The sequence below is a fragment of the Acidovorax radicis N35 genome, assembly GCF_000204195.1.
Lineage (GTDB): Bacteria > Pseudomonadota > Gammaproteobacteria > Burkholderiales > Burkholderiaceae_C > Acidovorax > Acidovorax radicis.
The window spans coordinates 676,278-694,124 of record NZ_AFBG01000020.1; the positions used below are offsets into that span (position 1 = coordinate 676,278).

Annotated in this window: 15 protein-coding genes; 7 read left to right on the plus strand and 8 right to left on the minus strand. The window is 67.6% G+C overall.

Annotated elements, in window-relative coordinates:
* Positions 1–41 precede the first annotated feature (41 nt).
* Genes ARADN35_RS0116820 through ARADN35_RS0116830 form a run of 3 tightly spaced genes read left to right on the plus strand, consistent with a single transcriptional unit; the run spans position 42 to position 4,527 of the window.
* Positions 42–1,145: an ABC transporter substrate-binding protein gene (locus tag ARADN35_RS0116820; protein ID WP_010464118.1), complete on the plus strand. Its 1,104-nt coding sequence runs from the start codon at positions 42–44 to the stop codon at positions 1,143–1,145.
* 3 nt (positions 1,146–1,148) lie between these two features.
* The gene (locus ARADN35_RS0116825; RefSeq protein ID WP_029414110.1) at positions 1,149–2,819 is read left to right on the plus strand and encodes a GGDEF domain-containing protein; all 1,671 of its coding nucleotides are present in this window, start codon (positions 1,149–1,151) and stop codon (positions 2,817–2,819) included.
* A 49-nt stretch (positions 2,820–2,868) separates the two neighbouring features.
* Positions 2,869–4,527, plus strand: a complete 1,659-nt coding sequence (locus ARADN35_RS0116830) for an acyl-CoA synthetase (protein ID WP_010464120.1) — start codon at positions 2,869–2,871, stop codon at positions 4,525–4,527.
* Positions 4,528–4,536: 9 nt separating this feature from the next.
* Here ARADN35_RS0116830 and ARADN35_RS0116835 read toward each other — a convergent pair whose 3' ends face one another.
* The 3 genes from ARADN35_RS0116835 to ARADN35_RS0116845 form a co-directional block, all read right to left on the minus strand.
* Positions 4,537–4,800, minus strand: a complete 264-nt coding sequence (locus tag ARADN35_RS0116835) for a hypothetical protein (protein WP_010464122.1) — start codon at positions 4,798–4,800, stop codon at positions 4,537–4,539.
* Complete coding sequence (locus ARADN35_RS0116840) at positions 4,797–5,294, minus strand: hypothetical protein (RefSeq protein WP_010464123.1); 498 nt, start codon at positions 5,292–5,294, stop codon at positions 4,797–4,799. The genes ARADN35_RS0116835 and ARADN35_RS0116840 overlap by 4 nt, the downstream gene beginning before the upstream one ends.
* Before the next feature lie 191 nt (positions 5,295–5,485).
* The gene (locus tag ARADN35_RS0116845; RefSeq protein ID WP_010464124.1) at positions 5,486–6,391 is read right to left on the minus strand and encodes a helix-turn-helix transcriptional regulator; all 906 of its coding nucleotides are present in this window, start codon (positions 6,389–6,391) and stop codon (positions 5,486–5,488) included.
* A 149-nt stretch (positions 6,392–6,540) separates the two neighbouring features.
* Between ARADN35_RS0116845 and ARADN35_RS0116850 the strand changes: the two genes are divergently transcribed.
* Complete coding sequence (locus ARADN35_RS0116850) at positions 6,541–7,107, plus strand: carboxymuconolactone decarboxylase family protein (protein ID WP_029414112.1); 567 nt, start codon at positions 6,541–6,543, stop codon at positions 7,105–7,107.
* Between the two features lie 257 nt (positions 7,108–7,364).
* The gene (locus ARADN35_RS0116855; RefSeq protein WP_010464128.1) at positions 7,365–7,994 is read left to right on the plus strand and encodes a pyridoxamine 5'-phosphate oxidase family protein; all 630 of its coding nucleotides are present in this window, start codon (positions 7,365–7,367) and stop codon (positions 7,992–7,994) included.
* Between the two features lie 299 nt (positions 7,995–8,293).
* Here the strand turns inward: ARADN35_RS0116855 and ARADN35_RS0116860 are convergent, their stop codons facing one another.
* Positions 8,294–9,271: a LysR substrate-binding domain-containing protein gene (locus ARADN35_RS0116860; protein ID WP_010464130.1), complete on the minus strand. Its 978-nt coding sequence runs from the start codon at positions 9,269–9,271 to the stop codon at positions 8,294–8,296.
* A gap of 103 nt (positions 9,272–9,374) precedes the next feature.
* Between ARADN35_RS0116860 and ARADN35_RS0116865 the strand changes: the two genes are divergently transcribed.
* The gene (locus ARADN35_RS0116865) at positions 9,375–10,130 is read left to right on the plus strand and encodes a sulfite exporter TauE/SafE family protein (RefSeq protein WP_010464131.1); all 756 of its coding nucleotides are present in this window, start codon (positions 9,375–9,377) and stop codon (positions 10,128–10,130) included.
* 544 nt (positions 10,131–10,674) lie between these two features.
* Positions 10,675–11,115 carry a cupin domain-containing protein gene (locus tag ARADN35_RS0116870; RefSeq protein WP_241777009.1) on the plus strand — a complete coding sequence of 147 codons (441 nt, stop codon included), beginning with the start codon at positions 10,675–10,677 and terminating at the stop codon, positions 11,113–11,115.
* 147 nt (positions 11,116–11,262) lie between these two features.
* Here ARADN35_RS0116870 and ARADN35_RS0116875 read toward each other — a convergent pair whose 3' ends face one another.
* From ARADN35_RS0116875 to ARADN35_RS0116890, 4 genes are all read right to left on the minus strand, one after another.
* Positions 11,263–13,116 carry a gamma-glutamyltransferase family protein gene (locus ARADN35_RS0116875; protein WP_010464141.1) on the minus strand — a complete coding sequence of 618 codons (1,854 nt, stop codon included), beginning with the start codon at positions 13,114–13,116 and terminating at the stop codon, positions 11,263–11,265.
* A 172-nt stretch (positions 13,117–13,288) separates the two neighbouring features.
* On the minus strand, positions 13,289–14,872 hold the full coding sequence (locus ARADN35_RS0116880) for an alkaline phosphatase D family protein (RefSeq protein WP_010464143.1): 1,584 nt from the start codon (positions 14,870–14,872) through the stop codon (positions 13,289–13,291).
* A 152-nt stretch (positions 14,873–15,024) separates the two neighbouring features.
* On the minus strand, positions 15,025–16,572 hold the full coding sequence (locus tag ARADN35_RS0116885; RefSeq protein WP_010464145.1) for a GGDEF domain-containing protein: 1,548 nt from the start codon (positions 16,570–16,572) through the stop codon (positions 15,025–15,027).
* Between the two features lie 189 nt (positions 16,573–16,761).
* Positions 16,762–17,736 carry an NADPH:quinone oxidoreductase family protein gene (locus ARADN35_RS0116890; RefSeq protein WP_010464146.1) on the minus strand — a complete coding sequence of 325 codons (975 nt, stop codon included), beginning with the start codon at positions 17,734–17,736 and terminating at the stop codon, positions 16,762–16,764.
* Positions 17,737–17,847 lie beyond the last annotated feature (111 nt).

Genomic DNA, 17,847 nt, shown 5'->3' on the forward strand with positions numbered 1-17,847 from the left:
AACTATTTGTTACCAGATATTGCAGAAGCGGGGCTTTCGGTATGGCAGTCACGTGGCGGCAGCAGGCGGTGGGTGGGACGGGCACTTCGGCGCAGCACATGCTGCGGCGCCGGGATGTGGCTGTGCTGCTGCCGCTGGCGGCGGCAGGCCTGTGGCCAACGGCCGCGCAGGCGGCGCCGGTGCTGCGTGTGCTGTCCTGGCCTGGGTATGCCGACCCCGATATCGTGGCGGTGTTCGAGAAGCGCCATGGCGCCAAGGTGGAGATCACCACCGTCGCTTCTGACGACGTGTTGCGTGCCAAGCTGGCCAACCCACAGGGGGCCGGTTTTGACCTGGTGGCCGCCAACACGGCCGAAATTTCGCGGCTGGTGGCCCGCCGCCTGCTTGCACCGTTGCCCATACACAACATTCCAAACACCGGGCGCCAGCTGCCACGCTTTCGGCAACTGCATGCCATCGCGGGCATTGCCCAGGGCACGGACGTGTACGCGATGCCCTACACCTATTCCGAGATGGGGCTCATCTACGACCGCCAGCAGATCAGCACGCCCCCCAACTCCATCGCCGTGCTGTGGGACCCCCGCTGGCGGGGCCGCGTGCTGGCGTTTGATGGCAGCAGCCATGGCTTTTCCCTGGCGGCGATGCACCGGGGGCTCCCGCCGTTCCAGATCCCCGCTGCGCAGTTTGGACCTCTGGCGAAGGAGCTGGTGGCCTTGCGCCGCAACGTGCGCTCGTTTTACAGCCTGCCCGAAGAGTCGCTGGAGCTGTTTCGCAAACACCGCATCGCGGTCATGCATGCCAACTACGGCCAGCAGCAGCTCAAGCAATTGCGGGATGCGGGGTTGGATGTGGGTTATGTGGTGCCGCGCGAAGGCGCGCTGGCCTGGCTGGACTGCTGGGCCATCACCCGCCGGTCCACCCAGGTGGCGCTGGCCACCGAGTGGATCAACTACATGCTCGATCCTTCCGTCAGCCGCGAGTTGACCCGGCGCCAGGGGCTGGCCAACACGCTCGACGAGCCGCCCGCGCTGTCGGACGATGCCCCTGCGGGCGCCATCGTGTGGCTGGAGCCCGTGGAAGATGAGGCCCGCCGTGCACAACTGTGGCAGCGCATCCTGTCGGGCGACCGACCGAACCGGTTCTGAACCATGAAAACCCGCATGAAATGGGGCATTGCGCTGCGGCTGGGGGTGCTGCTCGCGTCCTTCAGTGTCTTTGCGGCCGTTCTGGCGGGCTACTACACCTTTGATTCCAGCCGGGTACGCCTGCAGGGGCGGGCCGAACAGTCGCTGCTGGCCACCACGCAGGTGCTGGCGCGCCACATGCAGGCCGGTTTCGGCACCGTGTCGCGCGATACGGCCTTTCTGGCCAGTGTGGCGGCCATCGAGCAGGACAAGAACGTGCTGGCCGATGTATTCCGGGCCAGCCTGATCACCCACCCGAGCTACCAGCAGATCCGCTTCATCGGTGTGCAGGACTTTGGCCTGGAGCTGGTGCGTATTGACCGCAGGGGCGATGCCTGGATACGTGCCAGCGAGGAAGAACTGCAGGAGAAGGCCCACTTCCCCTTTGTGTTTGAAACCCTGGCGCTGGCGCCGGGCGAGGTCTACGTGTCGGAGTTCGGCATCAACCACGAAGGCGCTGCCGATGCCGAACCGCTGCCCGTGTTCAGCATGGCCTCGCCCGTGGTGCGGGGGGGGCAGGTGCGTGGCGTGGTGGTGGTGCGTGTGGCGGCGCAGCAGTTTTTGCGCAATTTCAACACGGCATTGCCCGCGCCCTATGGCTTCTTCCTCAGCAACCGCTGGGGCGACTTTCTGGTGCACCCGGACGCCAGCCAGGCCTTCGGGTTCGACCGGGGCCAACGGATCCTGATCCAGGACAGCTTTGCGCCCGTGGCTGCACTGGTCGAGGGCCGCCAGGAAGAGGTGGTCCTCAGCCAGCCTGGCACTGACGATGACGAGGCCCGTGTCTTCTCGTTCGTGCGCATGCCTTTCGGGCGCCAGGGAGAAGAGCGGTTCATGGTGGTGGGGCTCTCGCAGCCGCTGGCTGCGGTGCAGGGGGAGGTGGTGAATCTGGGCAACAGCATCCTCAAGATGCTGCTCGTGTTGAGCGCTATAGGCGTGGTACTGGCGGGGTGGGTGTCGCGCGTGGTCACGCAGCCGCTCAAGACCATGGTGCGGGCCACGCAGGCTCTGACGCAGGGCCGCTCGCACGATGTGCTGCCCGTGCAGCGCGAGGATGAGGTGGGCGAGCTGGCGCGCAGCTTTCAGGACATGGAGCAGCAGATCAGCCGCCAGATGACGGAGCTCAACGCCAGCCGCGATGCCATGGCCCATCTGGCGCACCACGATGCGCTCACCGGCCTGCCCAATCGCCGCATGTTCGAGCAGCGCCTGGCGCAGGCGCTGGAGCTGTCGCGCCGCAGCGGACGGGACTGTGCCCTGCTGTTTGTGGATATGGACGATTTCAAGGCCGTCAACGACGCATGGGGCCATGCCGTGGGCGATCAGGTGCTGCAGGCCGTGGCCCGCACCATCGTGGGTGCCGTGCGCCAGGCCGACACCGTGGCCCGGCTCGCGGGCGACGAGTTCACCGTGCTGTGCGAAAACGTGGATTCCGAGGACGCCGCTTTGCAGATCGCCGCCAAGCTGGAGCTTGCTTTCGAGACCCCGCTGCAGATCGAAGGCCAGCCGCTGCCCATGCGTGCCAGCATTGGCGTGGGCCTGTTCCCGCGCGATGCCCAGGATGCGCACACGCTGCTGGCCAGCGCCGACGCGGCGATGTACCGTGTCAAGCAGAGTCGCCGCCGAAGGGTTTGAGTCAGCCTGGGGCGGTAGTCTGTGATCTGTTTACCCACATCCGCCACCCATGACCTCGATCTTTGACCAGCACCTGCCTCGCACCGAAGCCAACTTCGCTGCCTTGTCCCCCCTGTCGTTCATCGAGCGCACGGCCGAGGTCTACCCCGACCGCCTGGCCATCGTGCATGGCCCGCTGCGCCAGACCTGGGGGGCAACCTACGCGCGCTGCCGCCAGCTGGCCAGTGCCCTGGTGCAGGCAGGCATCGGCAAGAACGACACGGTGGCCGTCATGCTGCCCAACACCCCACCCATGGTGGAGGCACACTTTGGCGTGCCCATGGCAGGCGCCGTGCTCAATGCGCTCAACACCCGGCTGGACCCCGAGGCCATTGCCTTCATGCTCGACCACGGCGAGGCCAAGGCCGTCATCGTGGACCCCGAGTTCACTGGCACCATGGCCAAGGCGCTGGCCGTGCGCACTGGCACCACGCCCATCCGCGTGATCGAGGTGCAGGACGCGCTGTACGGCCCTGCCGCGCAGAGCCTGGGCGGCACGGACTACGAAGCCTTTGTCGCCATGGGTGACCCGACTTTTGCCTGGAGGCTGCCCGACGACGAGTGGGACGCGATTGCGCTCAACTATACCAGTGGCACCACCGGCAACCCCAAGGGCGTGGTCTACCACCACCGGGGCGCGGCCAGCAACGCCATCAGCAACGTGCTGGAGTGGGACATGCCCAAGCACGCCGTGTACCTGTGGACCTTGCCCATGTTCCACTGCAACGGCTGGTGCTTTCCCTGGACCATCGCGGCCCGCGCGGGCGTCAACGTCTGCCTGCGGCGTGTGGACGCCCAGGCCATCTTCGACGCGATCCGCCAGCATGGCGTGACCCACTACTGCGGCGCGCCCATCGTGCACGGCCTGCTGGTCAATGCGCCGGATGCAATGAAGTCCGGTGTGCAGAGCCTTGCACAAGGGGGCGTCAAGGCCATGGTGGCGGGCGCTGCGCCCCCGGCCTCGATGATCGAGGGCATGGAGAAGATGGGGTTCGACCTGACCCACGTGTACGGCCTGACCGAGGTCTACGGCCCCGCCACCGTGTGCGCCAAACACGAGGCCTGGGACGCGCTCGACATCGGCGAACGCGCCCGCCTCAATGCCCGCCAGGGCGTGCGCTACCACCTGGAGCGCGACGTGCGCGTGCTGGACCCGGAGACCATGCTGCCCGTGCCGCAGGACGGCGAAACCATGGGCGAGATCATGTTCAAGGGCAACATCGCCATGAAGGGCTACCTCAAGAACCCCAAGGCCACCGACGAGGCGTTTGCGGGCGGTTGGTTCCACAGCGGCGATCTGGCCGTGCAGTACCCCGACGGCTACATCAAGATCAAGGACCGCAGCAAGGACATCATCATCTCGGGCGGCGAGAACATCTCGTCCATCGAGGTCGAAGACGTGCTCTACCGCCACCCCGACGTGCTGGCCGCCGCCGTGGTGGCCAAGCCCGATGCGAAGTGGGGCGAAACGCCGTGTGCCTTCGTCGAGCTGAAGGCCGGGGCCACGGCCACGGCCGAAGACATCGTGGCGCATTGCAAGAAGCACCTGGCGGGCTTCAAGGTGCCCCGCGCCGTGGTGTTTGGCGATCTGCCAAAGACCAGCACGGGCAAGATCCAGAAGTTCGAGCTGCGCAAGCTGGCGGGGTCGGCGGCGGCCATCGACGTCTGATCATCCGGCTCAGCCAAAACCGCACGCCAGCGTCTGCCGGCCGCCATCCAGGTTGTATTCGGACTTCCAGTAGTGCCGGTCTTCGATGGCGGTGAATTCCACGCCAGGCCCGGTCGGGTAGGCTGCTGCGAACGGGCGGCGCAGGATGACGAGCAGCTCGCACTGGGGCGGCCAGTCCGCCACCTCGTCGATAGTGTTGCCCCGCGCCAGCTCGGCCTCCAGGATCACGCGCAGCGGGGCGGCCAGGGCGGCGGGAATCTGCTGGCGGCTCATGCGCGGGGCTGGCTGGCGGCAACGGGCTTTGGCGACTGTTCGGGCGGTGCATCGCCCAGCAGCCGCTGCAGGGCCAGCACCTGCCACCGGTGCTCCGGCTCGAAGGCCGAGAGGTCTTGCACCGCATACCCCCCATACGCATACACCGTGGCATAGGCCGCGTAGCTGGCGGCCTCCAGCGCCCGGCCCGCCAGCGCGTTGGCCACGGCGTAGGTGGCAGACACGGCGGCATGGGCCGATCCGTCCAGCGACTGCGAGCCCCGGTGGTGCGAGGCCACTTCCTTGAGCCGGGCGGCTGCGTTGGCCAACGTGGCGGCATCCACCGTGCCTGCCGTGAACGCGGCCAGGGTGTCCAGGCCCGCGATGGCCTCCGGGTCTTCCAGCAGGTGGCGCACGCGCTGCACACAGGCCAGGCCAAACGCGAGGCGCAGCGGGGTCTGGGCGTCGCTGGCCAGCCCACAGTCGGCAGCCAGTTGGGTGAGAGCGGCGTTCATGGCGTGCATCCTTTCCGGCAGCTGATCCATTTGCGAATTTTTGCTATCAATTAAATAGCTGCTTGAGCAATCAGTACAAGCGCCAGGGCCTGTTTTAATCTAAAAAAAGTGCTTTGCGGCAGGCGCAGGACATTGTGGCGGCCCGTGGTCTCCGCGTCGAGGTGGGCAGGGGGATCGGCTTTGCCCGCTGGCTATGCGGCAAGGCCCTCCAGCCAGACCCGGGGCGACATGCCCAGCTTCTGCGCAAACACGCGCGACAGCGCCGAGGGGTTTGCATAACCCAGCTCGTTGGCAATCGACTTCAACGACCGGCCGTTGCGCAGATGGGCCTGCGCCAGCGTCAGCCGCCAGTGCGCCAGGTAGTCGGCGGGGGTGTCGCCCACCACCGCCTTGAAGCGCGCAGCAAACGCGCTGCGCGACATGCCCGCCTGCGCCGCCATCTGCGCCAGGCTCCAGGGCTGGCCCGGGGCATCGTGCAGGGCGGTGAGGGCGCGGGCCAGGGGCGAGTCGGCCAGGCCCGTGAGCAGGCCCGGTGGCATGGCTGCCTCCTGGGGGTGGTCTAGCAGCCAGCGCAACAGCTGGAGCAGCACCACTTCAAAGAGCCGGTCGGCCAGCACGCGGTGCCCGCAGCGCAGGCGGTCGGTTTCGGCAAACAGCAAGTCCAGGGACTGCTGCAGCCCGTCCACCTTGCCCAGGGGCAGCAGCACCAGCGGGGGCAGGGCGCGGGCCAGCGGGTGGCTGGCGCCGCCGTCAAAGTCCAGTGCGGCGCAGGTGAAGTCCGAGCCCTCGGTGGGCGCGTTGTGGAAGAAGTGCTCCAGCGGCCGGGCATAGAAGAGCAGGCTGGGCTCGCGCACCTCCAGCCGCTCCGGTGGGCCCGCCTGGGGCTGGTGGGTGACCACCATTTCCCCGTGCCGCAGCACATGCAGAAAGCCACGCCCGGGCGCCGCCGCAAAGTGCGTGACGCCGCACAGCGGCCCACTGTGGAACAGATGGGCGCGCACCCGAAAGCGCTCCAGCAGCGACGACAACCGGTCAAACGGCACGGGTGCCGGCGCCGGTGTTGGCAAGGGCATGGTGCAGTTGTCTAGGGCATTCATGGTGTTTGGATGATTTGGTATGAATTATGGATTATTCATGCCAAATTGTGCAACGCCACCCAAGACACTGCAGAGGTGCTGTGTTTCAGCACCCGGCCTTCACAACGGCGCCGGTCACCCAACCTGCCAACACTTTCAAGGAAAACACCATGTCCGCTACCGCCCTCTCCACTGCCCGCGTTGCCCTTGTGGACCGCACCACCGCCACCGGCCCGGTGCGCACGGTGCTCGACCAGATCCACGGCGCCTTCGGCGCCACGCCCCACATGTTCCGCGCGGTGGCCAACTCGCCCGCCGCGCTGCAAAGCATGTGGTCCGCCTTTGGCGCGCTGGGTGGCGGCGTGATTGGCGCTGCGCTGGGCGAGCAGATCGCCGTGGCCGTGGCCAACCGCAATGCCTGCGACTACTGCCTGGCCGCCCACACGGCGCTGGGCCGCAAGGCGGGCGTGAGCGGCGATGACCTGGCCGCCGCGCAGTCGGGCGAATCGGCCGACCCGCGCACCGCTGCCGTGCTGCGCTTTGCGCTCCAACTGGTCAACGGACGCGGCCAGGTCGATGCCGCCGACGTGCAGGCGCTGCGAGGCCACGGCTTGAGCGACGAGCACATCGTCGAGATCGTCGCCCATGTGGCGCTCAATCTGTTCACCAACTACGTGAACGTGGCGCTCGCGGTGCCGGTGGATTTCCCCGGCGTCAAGCTGCGCCCCGCGCGCTGACCTGCGGGGCTGCGCGCAGCCTGCCGCTGCGCGGGGGTGCGCGCAGTCCAAGGTACTGCCGGCCCACGCGACGTGGCCTGCATCCGCCGCAACTGCCGCGAAAACCCCTGGGACAGGGAGCGGGGCAGATTCTGGGGCTTGCAGGGCTGCATGCGTGCGGTTTTGTCACGCATGCCGGGCGGGAATGTCGTTTGTCAGTGTGGCAGCCGTGCCGCACCATGGCCTGTCCCTTGTCCTCCCCCGAAAGAGAAACCGCCATGACCACGCCCCGCGACGAGTACGCCATTGACACCCTTGTGCGCCTGGATGCACTGCTGGGGGTCCTCAGCGATGCCTCCCTGCACAAGGAGGTACCCCACGTGCACCCGGCCTACCGCGCCATGATCGAGGCCTCGCCGTTCGCGGTGCTGGCCACCACCGGCCCGGGTGGGCTCGATGCATCGCCGCGTGGCGACCCTCCGGGCTTCGTCCAGCTGCAGGACGATAAAACCCTGCTGCTGCCCGAGCGTCGGGGCAACAACCGCGCCGACAGCCTGCGCAACATCGTGGCCGATCCGCGCGTGGCGCTGCTCTTTCTCATCCCCGGCGTGGGTGAAACCCTGCGCGTGAACGGCCGCGCCCGCATCAGCGTGGCGCCCGATCTGCTCGCGCGCTTCGTCGTGAACGGGCAGCCGCCCAAGTGCGTGGTCGTGGTCGATGTGGAGACGGTGTTCTTTCAGTGCGCCCGCGCCATCCAGCGCTCGCGCCTGTGGGATGCCGTGCCGCCTGGCACCTCGCGCCCGGTGCCGACGCCCGGCGCCATCCTTGCGTCCATCACGCACGGTGCATTCGATGGCGCGGCGTATGACAAGGAGCTGCCAACGCGGCAGCAGGCGACGTTGTATTGAGAACCTGTTCAAGATCTTTTCGGGGTCGCACAAGCGCCTTGCCGGGAGGGAATGCAAGGCGCGGTGCGCAGCCGATAGCCCGTGCTATCGGCAAGCGCCGCAACGCCGCAGACCTCCCGGCAAGGCACTTGCCCGAAGGGTTGGAGTGAAATCGGGCGATTCGAAGCCCCGGCTGCTTGCATGGGCATGAGCCCATGCGGCGCATCCGAAGCATCCACTCTTCCCGATTGCACTCCAATGCGATCCTCGAAAAGATTTTGAACAGGTTCTGAGAGGATCGGCCGGAGGGGCTCGAACCCTCAGGCCTGCTCGGCCGTGAACGCCGTGGCCGCCTCGCGCAGCGCCTGTGCAAACTGCGCCACCTCGGCATGCTGCGCGTCCCGCTGGCGCTGGAACAGCGTGATGGGCGGCAGCGTCCAGCCAAAGCGGTGCGGCACGATGGCCACGCCGGCGATGCGCACGAGCTCCTGGGCAATGTCGGCCGGCACGATGGACACGGCCCGCTCGCTGGCCGCCACCAGTTCGCCGATCACCTTGGACGACAGGCTTTCCACATACGGCTGCGGCGGCACCACGCCCGCGCGCAGGAAAAAGTCGGTGATCTGCTCGCGCATGGGCGTCTGGCGCGCGCCCAGCACCCAGTCCAGGTCCGCCAGCTCGGCCCAGGCCAGGGGCTTGCGGGCCAGGCGCGCCGACAGGCGGCGGTGGGCGATGAGGCGCGGCTCCTGGTGGTAGAGCACCTCGTGCACCAGCCCGTGCATGTCGAGCACGGCGGAGGTGCGGCCGATCACGCAGTCGAGTTCGTGCCCGCGCAGGCGCTGCAGCAGGTGGTCGCTGGTGCCTTCGTGGATGCTGACCGTGGCGCGCAGGCCGCGGGGCCGCGTCTGGCCGATGGCCGCAGCCAGCAGGCGCCCCGGCACGAACGGGATCACGCCGACCTGCAGGTGCGCCGCGCGGCCTGCGCTGGCGGCCTCCATGTCGCGCGCCCAGTGGCCCAGGTCTTGCAGCAGGGTGCGCGCACGGGCCAGCGCCACGGTGCCCAGCGCCGTGGGCACCATGCCGCGCGTGGACCGCTCGAACAGCGGCGCGCCGAAGATCGCTTCCAGCTCGGCCAGCGCATGCGTGATGGCCGGCTGGCTCGTGGCCATGTGGTGCGCCACGCGGGTGAGCGTGCCATGCGCCTCGATCTGCTGCAGCAACACCAGGTGGCGCACCTTCAGGCGCGAGAGCAGGCGGGCCTGGACAGCGTCGGAATCAAGGGGCAAGGGCGCAGGCATGGCGGTTCAAGGCATTAGAAAATCAATATGGCTTGATATTAATTGCTGATGCTTTGCTTATGGGAAGTCTCCACAATGCACGGCAACAACGGAGGGGAAGGCGATGGACTCAGTGCTTTGGGTGGTGGCCCTCGGGGCGGTGGCGGCGGGCTTTGTGCAGGGCCTGTCGGGCTTTGGCTTTGGCATGGTGGCCATGTCGTTCTGGGCCTGGACGCTGGAGCCGCGCCTGGGCGCGGTGCTGACGGTGTGCGGCGCGCTCACCGGCCAGCTGGTGGCGGCGTTCTCGGTGCGCCGGGGTTTTGACAAGGCGCGGCTGCTGCCCTTCGTGCTGGGCGGGCTGGCGGGCATTCCGCTGGGGGTGGCCGTGCTGCCGCGTCTGGACATGGACGCCTTCAAGCTGGTGCTGGGCACACTGCTGGTGCTGTGGTGCCCGGCGATGCTCATGGCCAAGCAACTGCCGCGCATCACCCGCGGCGGCCGCGTGGCCGATGCGGTGGTCGGGATGGCCGGCGGGATGATGGGGGGCCTGGGCGGCTTCACGGGGGTGCTGCCCACGCTGTGGTGCACCCTGCGCGGCATGGACAAGGACGTGCAGCGCGCCATCATCCAGAACTTCAACCTGGCGATGCTGCTGGTGACCTTCGGCACCTACGCGGCCACGGGCCTCATCACCCGCGAGGCCCTGCCCCTGCTGGCCATCGTGGTCCCCGCCATGCTGGTGCCCACGCTGCTGGGCGCCCGGCTGTACCACGGCATCAGCGACGCGCGGTTCCGGCAGATCGTGCTGGGCATGCTCACGCTGTCGGGCGTGGCGATGCTGGTGGCGAGCGTGCCCCGGGTGCTGGCGCGGCTGACATAAGTCCACAATGGGCCGTCCGCTTTTGTGCCGGCCCTGTTCATGGATTCCTGCTCTCATTCACGCGAGGCGCTACATGCAGATGGAATACGTTACCGATCCGGTGGTCTGGCCGAAGCTCCGCTGCGAACATTGCGAACATTGCGAACATTGCGGACATCGGCTCCGCCAGATGCGGGAAGATCTGACACCGGCGCAAAGCCTGGGAGTCTTCTTGTGCGGAGAACCCCTCGCCTGGCTTGTTGTGAGCCTGGGGGCCATCGTCGGCCTTGTTGCGGACGCTGTCGTGGTTCTATGTGTGGCTTGGGCCATCATTGTTCCCTCTGGCGTTTCGTGGCTGTACATGTCGCGCCTTCGTCGCGCGTCCTTTCTTTGCAGCAGCTGCGGGCACATTTGCGGGTACGCCGCCGCGAGGAGCGCAGGCGGTGGCGCGCGACGCCGCCCGAAGCCCTAACATGCTCCCCGGCACACGCCCTGTTGCACGCGGGCGTGGCTGCCGCACCAGGCTGCACGGCGCAGCTGCGGCTTCATCCACCGAGGAGACTTCATGACAACAACACATAACAAGACCCTGGTCCGCACTGCGGGCGCCGCCATGGCCCTGGCGTTGGCCGCCGCGCCGGCGCTGGCCGAGGTGTTCACCAAGGAAGAGCTGATCAAGGCCAACAAGGAAGCGGCCGGCGGAGGCAAGGGCACGCTGATCGGTGAGTACGCCTTCACCCGCGACAAGGCGCTCAAGGACCACGCCATCAAGGAGATCAGCTGGCTCACGCTGCAGCCGGGCGACTCCATCGGCTACCACAAGCACACGACCAACGAAGACACCTACATCATCGTCTCGGGTCGGGGTACTTTCCGCGACAAGGATGGCAAGGACGTGGCCGTGAAGCCGGGCGACGTGACCATCGTGCGCAAGGGCGAGTCGCATGGGCTCGTGAACACCGGCACGGAGCCGCTGGTGTTCGTGGATGTGATCGCCGAGCAGTGAGCGACGCCTGCGGGATCCCGCGGCGGCGTTGAGTCCGAAGGCCACAAAGGCGTTCTGCGGCCGTGCCCGCAGAACGCTTTTTTTTGATAGCTATTTGCGCTTTATGGAAGAGCGTTGTCGGCCTCTTTGCTGCAAAAATAGGTTGTCTCAGTCGCCCATCACCACACCCTCACGCCGCGGGTCGGCGCCGCCCATCCATAGCTTCTTGCCATGGGCGTTGCCCAGCGTGATGGCCTGCAGGCCGCTGGTCATGTTCATCTCACGCACCTCGGCGCCGCGGGCGCGCAGGGCCTCGACCGTGGCGGGCGGAAAGCGCTTTTCCTCCAGCAGCGTGGGCCCGTTCATGGAGCCGAAGTTGGGCAGGTTGATGGCCTGCTGCGGCATCAGGCCCCAGTTGAAGACGCCATACAGCGTCTTGGCGGTGTAGTGGATGATGGCCGCGCCGCCGGGGCTGCCGCCGCTCATCAGCAACTCGCCCGTGGCCTTGTCGAACACCAGCGTGGGCGCCATGGACGAGCGCGGGCGCTTGCCGGGCTGCACGCGGTTGGCGATTGGCTGGCCTTGGGCGTCGGCGGGGGCAAAGCTGAAGTCGGTGAGCTCGTTGTTGAGCAAAAACCCTTTGACCATCTGCCGCGCGCCGAACTGGTCTTCGATGGTGGTCGTCATGGCCACGGCATTGCCGAACGCGTCGACGATGCTGATGTGGCTGGTGCCGTACTCGGGCTGGTCGGGCATGGGCGCATAGCTGGTTTTCACAGCGCCGGGGTTGCCGGGCTGCGCCACCTTCATGCTCTGCGCGCCGATGAGCTTGGCACGCTCGGCCAGGTAGGCCGGGGCGAGCAGGCTGCTCCAGCTGCCGGCAGGCGGCTGTACGAAGTCGGGGTCGCCCACGTACTGCGCGCGGTCGGCAAAGGCCAGGCGGGCGGCTTCGGTGTACAGGTGCAGCCAGTCGGCCGAGGGGATGCCGTCCTGCAGCGGCTTGGCGGCGGCGTCGGTGTTCTTGAGGATGCCCAGGATCTGTCCGATGGCAATGGCACCCGAGCTGGGCGGCGGAAAGCCGCACACGCGGAAGTCTTTGCTGGCCACCTGGTAGTCGTGGCACAGGGCCTCGCGCTTCTTGGGCTGGTAGCCGGCTAGGTCGGCCATGCTGAGCTTGCCGGGGTTGGTGGGGTGTTTTTGCACCTTGTCGACGATGGCCTGGGCGATCTCGCCCTCGTGCAGGGCCTTGCTGCCTTCGGCTGCAATCTTGCGCAAGACAGCGGCGAGTTCGGGGTTGCGCAGGTTCACGCCCACGTCGCGGGCATCGCCATCGGCCTTGTAGAAGTAGGCGGCGGCCACCGGGTCCTTTTTGAGGTGCGGGTCCGCCGCCACCAGGGTGTTGAGCCGCGCGCTGATCTTGAAGCCGCCTTCGGCCAGCGTGATGGCGGGCTGGAACAGCGTGGCCCAGGGCAGCTTGCCGTGCTGCTTGTGAGCCAGCTCCAGCATGCGAACGGTGCCGGGCACGCCGACCGAGCGGCCGCCCACCACGCCGTCGTAGAACGGCACGGGCTTGCCGTCGGCGCCGAGGAAGAGTTTTTCGTCTGCGGCAGCGGGCGCGGTCTCGCGGCCGTCATAGGCCTCCACGGTTTTTCCGGTGCTGTGCAGCAGGAAGGCGCCGCCACCGATGCCGCTTGACTGGGGCTCCACCAGCGTCAGCACCATCTGCACCGCAATGGCCGCGTCCACGGCCGAGCCCCCGGCCTTGAGGATCTGGTAGCCCGCATCGGTGGCCAGGGGGTTGGCGGCGGCCACGGCGAACTTCTCGGTGGCCCAGCCCGGTTTTTCGGTGTAGCCCGACGAGCCTTCGGGCTGGGCCGGCACGGTGTAGGCGAACTGTGAGGGGGCGCTGGCGCAGCCTGCGATGGCGACCAGGGTGGTGAGAGCCGCAATGGCGAGCAGTGTTCTGTTGAATGCGCGGGGAGAGGGCGTGGCGGGCGTTCTGGGCGTGGGTGCTTTTGACATGGCGGCTCCTTCGGTGCAAGAAGCGGCCATGGTAAGTCGCCTTCGCGGCGGGGCGCCGCAGCGTTACATCACGCTACAGGCTTTGAAAATATGAATGTTTTTGGCCTTTGGCGCTTGATGGAAAAGCGCTGGAAGCTATCAAAACAGGAGCAATTGCGCTGCGGGCGTGCACTCAGGCACGTACAGGGCCAGGCCGCTTGTCTTCCACCACAAACTGGGCGAGCGTGGTGGCGGTGCTGTCCACGCGCAGCGGGTCATCCAGCACGCGCAGGGCGGTGGTCCAACGCGCGGGCGTGATGTCGGCCAGGCCATAGCCGCGCTGGTCGCAACGGGCCAGCAGCACGTGCGGGTTGTGCCGGACGATGGCATCCACCTTGTCCTGCGTGGTGCCCGAGCGCGAGCTGATGGAGGTGCCGCAGAACTCGCTGGCGATGACGGGCGAATCGGGGCGGTCGGGATCGGCGTGCACGCGGCACACATAGTTCTGGTGGATGTCGCCGCCCAGCAGCACGGTGTTGCGCGGAGCATGCTGGCCCACGGCCTGCAGCAGGCGTGCGCGGGCGGTGGGGTAGCCGTCCCAGCTGTCGGTGGACGTGACGCCCGAGGGGTAGTGGCGTGGCGAAAACAGGGTTTGCTGCGCCAGCACGCTCCAGCGCGTGGTGTTCTGGTCGCGGGCGTCTGTGGCCAGGCCCGTGTGCAGCCACTGCTCTTGCGCCGTGCCCAGCAGTGTCCGGGCGGGGCTGGCCAGGTCGGCGCAGTCGGCGGCGCGCACGGCACCGGCGCTGGCGGATTGGGGCGAGCGGCAGGCCTGCCAGCTGCGGTACTGGCGGCTGTCCAGCAGGTGGATGTGGGCCAGACGCCCCCAGCGCAGTCGGCGGTACACCTGCAGGGCATCCCAGCGGGTGTCGGGGGATGGCCGGTTCAGGCTGGCGGCGCGCAGCGGCATGTTTTCGTAAAAGGCCTGCCAGGCGGCGCCGCGCAGCGCCAGGAAGCTGGCGTCGTCGCCCCGGCCTGCATGCCCTGTGCTGGCGGCGTAGTCGTTTTGCACCTCGTGGTCGTCCCACGTCACGGCCCAGGGGCAGGCGGCGTGGGCGGCCTGCAGGGCGGGGTCGCTTTTGTGCAGGGCGTAGCGGTCACGGAAGTCGGCCAGCGTGCTGGCCAGGCGCAGGCTGTGGGTGCGGGCCAGGTCGGTGGTGTTCTTGGGCGTGGCGTACTCGTAGATGTAGTCGCCCAGGAACAGCACCAGGTCGGGCTGGTCGGCCACCAGATGGCGCCACGCGGCGTAGTGGCCGTGTTCCCAGCGCTGGCAGGATGCAAACGCCAGGCGCAGCGCGTCTGGCAGGTCACCGGGTGCCGGGGCCGTGCGCGTGCGGCCCACCGTGCTGATGGCATCGCCCAGCATGAAGCGGTAGTGGTACCAGCGGCCTGGTGCCAGGCCCTGCAGCTCCACATGCACGCTGTGGCCGAGCGTGGGCAGGGCGGTGGCTTCGCCTTTTTGCACGATCTGCGCAAAACGCACATCGTGCGCCACCTCCCACCGCACGGTGTGGGTGGCCTGCATCTGCGCCGGGTCGGCCAGCACCAGCCGCGTCCACAGCACCACACCGTCCGGTGCCGGTTCGCCACTGGCCACGCCCAGCGCAAACGGGTTGAATTGCAGAGACGGCGGGTTGCTCCACGCCCAGCGGGGCAAGGTGACGGCAGCGGCAGCCCAGGCGGCGTGCCGCAAAAAGATTCGTCGCTGCTCTTGCGTCATTGCGGCGAGCTGGATATATGCGCTGCGCTTAAAACGGGCGCAGTCCAGGCCAGCGGCCACCGCGCAAGGGCCGCCACGCCGCGCTGGTGGCGTCCCCCTCCCGAAGGAGAGGGGGAAGGCGCCGAAGGCGACTCAGGGGGGGGTTCATCACCCTATGCTGCCATGACGCGGTTTTTGCCCGATCGTTTGGCCAGGTACATCGCCTGGTCGGCACGGCGGATGGCATCGGCGCTGTCTTCGCTGTCGTGCAGCTGGGCGACCCCGGCGCTGAAGGTGATGAGCACCTTCTCGCTGCCCTGCAGGAAAAAGCGTGTGGTCAGCTCGCGCTGCAGCCGCGTCATGGCGGCCACGCCGCTTTCCGCCGGGGTGTCGGGCAGCACCAGCACGAATTCCTCGCCGCCATAGCGCGCCAGCAGATCCTGTGGCCGCATGACCTCGCGCGTGACCTGGGCCAGGTGCACCAGCGCGGCGTCCCCGCCCGAATGGCCCAGGCGGTCGTTGATGGTCTTGAAATTGTCCACGTCCAGCAGCGCCAGGCACAGCGGCGAGCCCAGGCGGCGTGCGCGGGCAATTTCGCGCTCCATGGCTTCGTCCAGGCCCTTGCGGTTGAGCGAGCCCGTGAGCGGGTCGTGCCGGGCCTGGGCACTGGCGCGGTCCAGCTCTTCTTGCAGTCTGGCGACTTCGGCGCGCTTGGCTTCGGTGCGTTCGCGCAGGTCGTGCAGTTCGTCGTGCGCCACGCGGCTGTCCAGTGCCATCGAGCGGGTGGCGGTCATCACTTCCTGCAGCACGGGGGCGATTTCTTCGAGGGTGTTGGCCTTGCCGATCAGGTCGGCGCAGCGGGCCATCGTGCCCTGGTAGGTGGTGCTGGATGCGGTGATCTTGGCCAGGCGTTCGATGAACGTGGCCAGCATGTCCTTCATCTGCTCTTGCGCCTCGACCGTGCGGGCCTTGGCCTCGGTCTGCTTGAAGATCACGTCCTTGAGCCGGCGCTGCACATCGTCCAGGCGGCGCAGCGTGAGCGGCGGGGTGGAGGCGGCCATCAATGCCTCGGCTTGGCCGTGCAGCCAGCGGTCTTCCACGCTGAGCACGGCGATGTTCTCGAACACCATGTGCAGCAACTCCAGCAGGCTGGAGCGGATGGCGGCCTGGTCTTCGGTGGCAAACGACAGCCGGTAGGTGAAGTTGCCCAGCATGAGCTGGACGGTGGAGATGGGCGGTGCGGGTTCTTTCAGAAAGGCGATGAGCTTTTCCGCCATCTCGATCACGCGGGCATCGTCCTCGCCCAGCGCGGGCATCGTGTTGTCGATGAGGCGGGCCAGCATCTGCGCAAACTCGTCCGGCAGGACGCCAGGGTTGGCGGTGCCCGGAGCATCTGCCGCTGTCTCTACTGGGGTGGCCGCCGCCGCCGCCGGGTTCAGCCCCAGGTTGGCGTAGCCGACCAGCACACTTTGTAGCGAAGTCCAGTCTTTGTTGTTGACGGCGCGCTCAAATTGCCCCAGTAGTCGCTTTTGTGCGGGGGTTTGGCCTGGCAACACCCTCAGGATGTGGTGCAGCGGGCCTTCCGGGAACGGCTGGGGGCTGCGGGTTCCTGAGATCTCGTCGTACAGCGCCAAGTAGTTGTCGGGCGTCGGGGGCAGGCGCCGGGCGGTCAGCTGCTTGAGCGTCTCGCGCGCAATTTCGGAAGGTGGTCGGTCGGCCATGTACGGACACCAGTGTCAGGGGAAATCAGGAGGCACGAGTGTGACACAGCGGCTCGCACATTGCCCCACCTATTGGGGGGTGCTGCAGATCGCGCTGGCGCGGCGGCAGACCTGCAGGCGCCGTGGAATGGGCCTGGCCTGGCTACTGGCGTCCCCCGGGGATGGCGCAGCCGCCGCCGCAGGGGATTCCTAGTTCACCATCACGAGCTTGCCCATCACCCCCCGCGAACCCATGTGGGCGTAGGCGGCGGGCAGTTCGGCCATGGGCATGGTGCGGTCGATCACGGGCTTGATCTTGCCCTGGGCGTACCACTGCGCCAGCTCGCCCATCATGGCGGCGTTGGCCTTGGGCTCGCGCTTGGCGAAGTCGCCCCAGAACACACCCACGATGGAGGCACCCTTGAGCAGTGCCAGGTTGAAGGGCAGGGCCGGGATGGGGCCGGAGGCAAAACCCACCACCAGGTAGCGGCCGCGCCAGGCGATGGAGCGGAAGGCGGGCTCGGCAAAATCGCCGCCCACGGGGTCATATATCACGTCGGGGCCCTTGCCGTCGGTGAGCGTTTTGATGGCGTCGCGCAGGTTGTCCTTGCTGTAGTTGATGGTGGCGTCCGCGCCGATGGAGGTGCACAGCGCACACTTTTCGTCGCTGGAGGCTGCTGCAAGCACGCGCGAGCCCATCGCCTTGGCAATCTGGATGGCTGCTGTGCCCACGCCCCCGGCAGCGCCCAGCACCAGCACGGTTTCGCCGGCCTTGAGCTGTGCACGGTCTACCAGCGCATGGTGGGATGTGGCGTAGATCATGATGAACGCGGCGGCGTCCACATGCGAAAAACCGTCGGGCAGTGGCATGCACAGGGCCGCCGGGGCAAGGGTGTGGGTGCCAAAACCACCGGTGCCCGACAGGCAGGCCACGTTTTGGCCGACCTTGAGGTGGGTGACCCCATCGCCTACCGCCGCGACCACGCCTGCGTATTCCGACCCGGGCACGAAGGGCAGCGGCGGTTTCATCTGGTACTTGTTCTGCACGATCAGCAGGTCCGGGAAGTTCAGGCTGGCGGCCTTGATCTCGATGAGCACCTCGCCCGCCTTGGGCGAGGGCGTGGGCAATTCGGTCCAGGCCAGGGCGTCAACGCCGGTGGGGTTGGTGCAAAGCCAAGCGTGCATGGAAAAGTCTCCTGTCAATGTGGGCTGCATGATAGGCGGGGCAACCGGGCGCGCGATGTCCCACGAGCGACGGGGGCTGGCCGTGGGGCCAAGGCCGGACGCCCCACCTAC

Excerpts from the sequence above, each read along its gene's own strand:
- ARADN35_RS0116820 (WP_010464118.1), top strand. The coding sequence starts at position 42 with ATGGCAGTCACGTGGCGGCAGCAGGCGGTGGGTGGGACGGGCACTTCG.
- ARADN35_RS0116825 (WP_029414110.1), top strand. The coding sequence starts at position 1,149 with ATGAAAACCCGCATGAAATGGGGCATTGCGCTGCGGCTGGGGGTGCTG.
- ARADN35_RS0116830 (WP_010464120.1), top strand. The coding sequence starts at position 2,869 with ATGACCTCGATCTTTGACCAGCACCTGCCTCGCACCGAAGCCAACTTC.
- ARADN35_RS0116835 (WP_010464122.1), bottom strand. The coding sequence starts at position 4,800 with ATGAGCCGCCAGCAGATTCCCGCCGCCCTGGCCGCCCCGCTGCGCGTG.
- ARADN35_RS0116840 (WP_010464123.1), bottom strand. The coding sequence starts at position 5,294 with ATGAACGCCGCTCTCACCCAACTGGCTGCCGACTGTGGGCTGGCCAGC.
- ARADN35_RS0116845 (WP_010464124.1), bottom strand. The coding sequence starts at position 6,391 with ATGAATGCCCTAGACAACTGCACCATGCCCTTGCCAACACCGGCGCCG.
- ARADN35_RS0116850 (WP_029414112.1), top strand. The coding sequence starts at position 6,541 with ATGTCCGCTACCGCCCTCTCCACTGCCCGCGTTGCCCTTGTGGACCGC.
- ARADN35_RS0116855 (WP_010464128.1), top strand. The coding sequence starts at position 7,365 with ATGACCACGCCCCGCGACGAGTACGCCATTGACACCCTTGTGCGCCTG.
- ARADN35_RS0116860 (WP_010464130.1), bottom strand. The coding sequence starts at position 9,271 with ATGCCTGCGCCCTTGCCCCTTGATTCCGACGCTGTCCAGGCCCGCCTG.
- ARADN35_RS0116865 (WP_010464131.1), top strand. The coding sequence starts at position 9,375 with ATGGACTCAGTGCTTTGGGTGGTGGCCCTCGGGGCGGTGGCGGCGGGC.
- ARADN35_RS0116870 (WP_241777009.1), top strand. The coding sequence starts at position 10,675 with ATGACAACAACACATAACAAGACCCTGGTCCGCACTGCGGGCGCCGCC.
- ARADN35_RS0116875 (WP_010464141.1), bottom strand. The coding sequence starts at position 13,116 with ATGTCAAAAGCACCCACGCCCAGAACGCCCGCCACGCCCTCTCCCCGC.
- ARADN35_RS0116880 (WP_010464143.1), bottom strand. The coding sequence starts at position 14,872 with ATGACGCAAGAGCAGCGACGAATCTTTTTGCGGCACGCCGCCTGGGCT.
- ARADN35_RS0116885 (WP_010464145.1), bottom strand. The coding sequence starts at position 16,572 with ATGGCCGACCGACCACCTTCCGAAATTGCGCGCGAGACGCTCAAGCAG.
- ARADN35_RS0116890 (WP_010464146.1), bottom strand. The coding sequence starts at position 17,736 with ATGCACGCTTGGCTTTGCACCAACCCCACCGGCGTTGACGCCCTGGCC.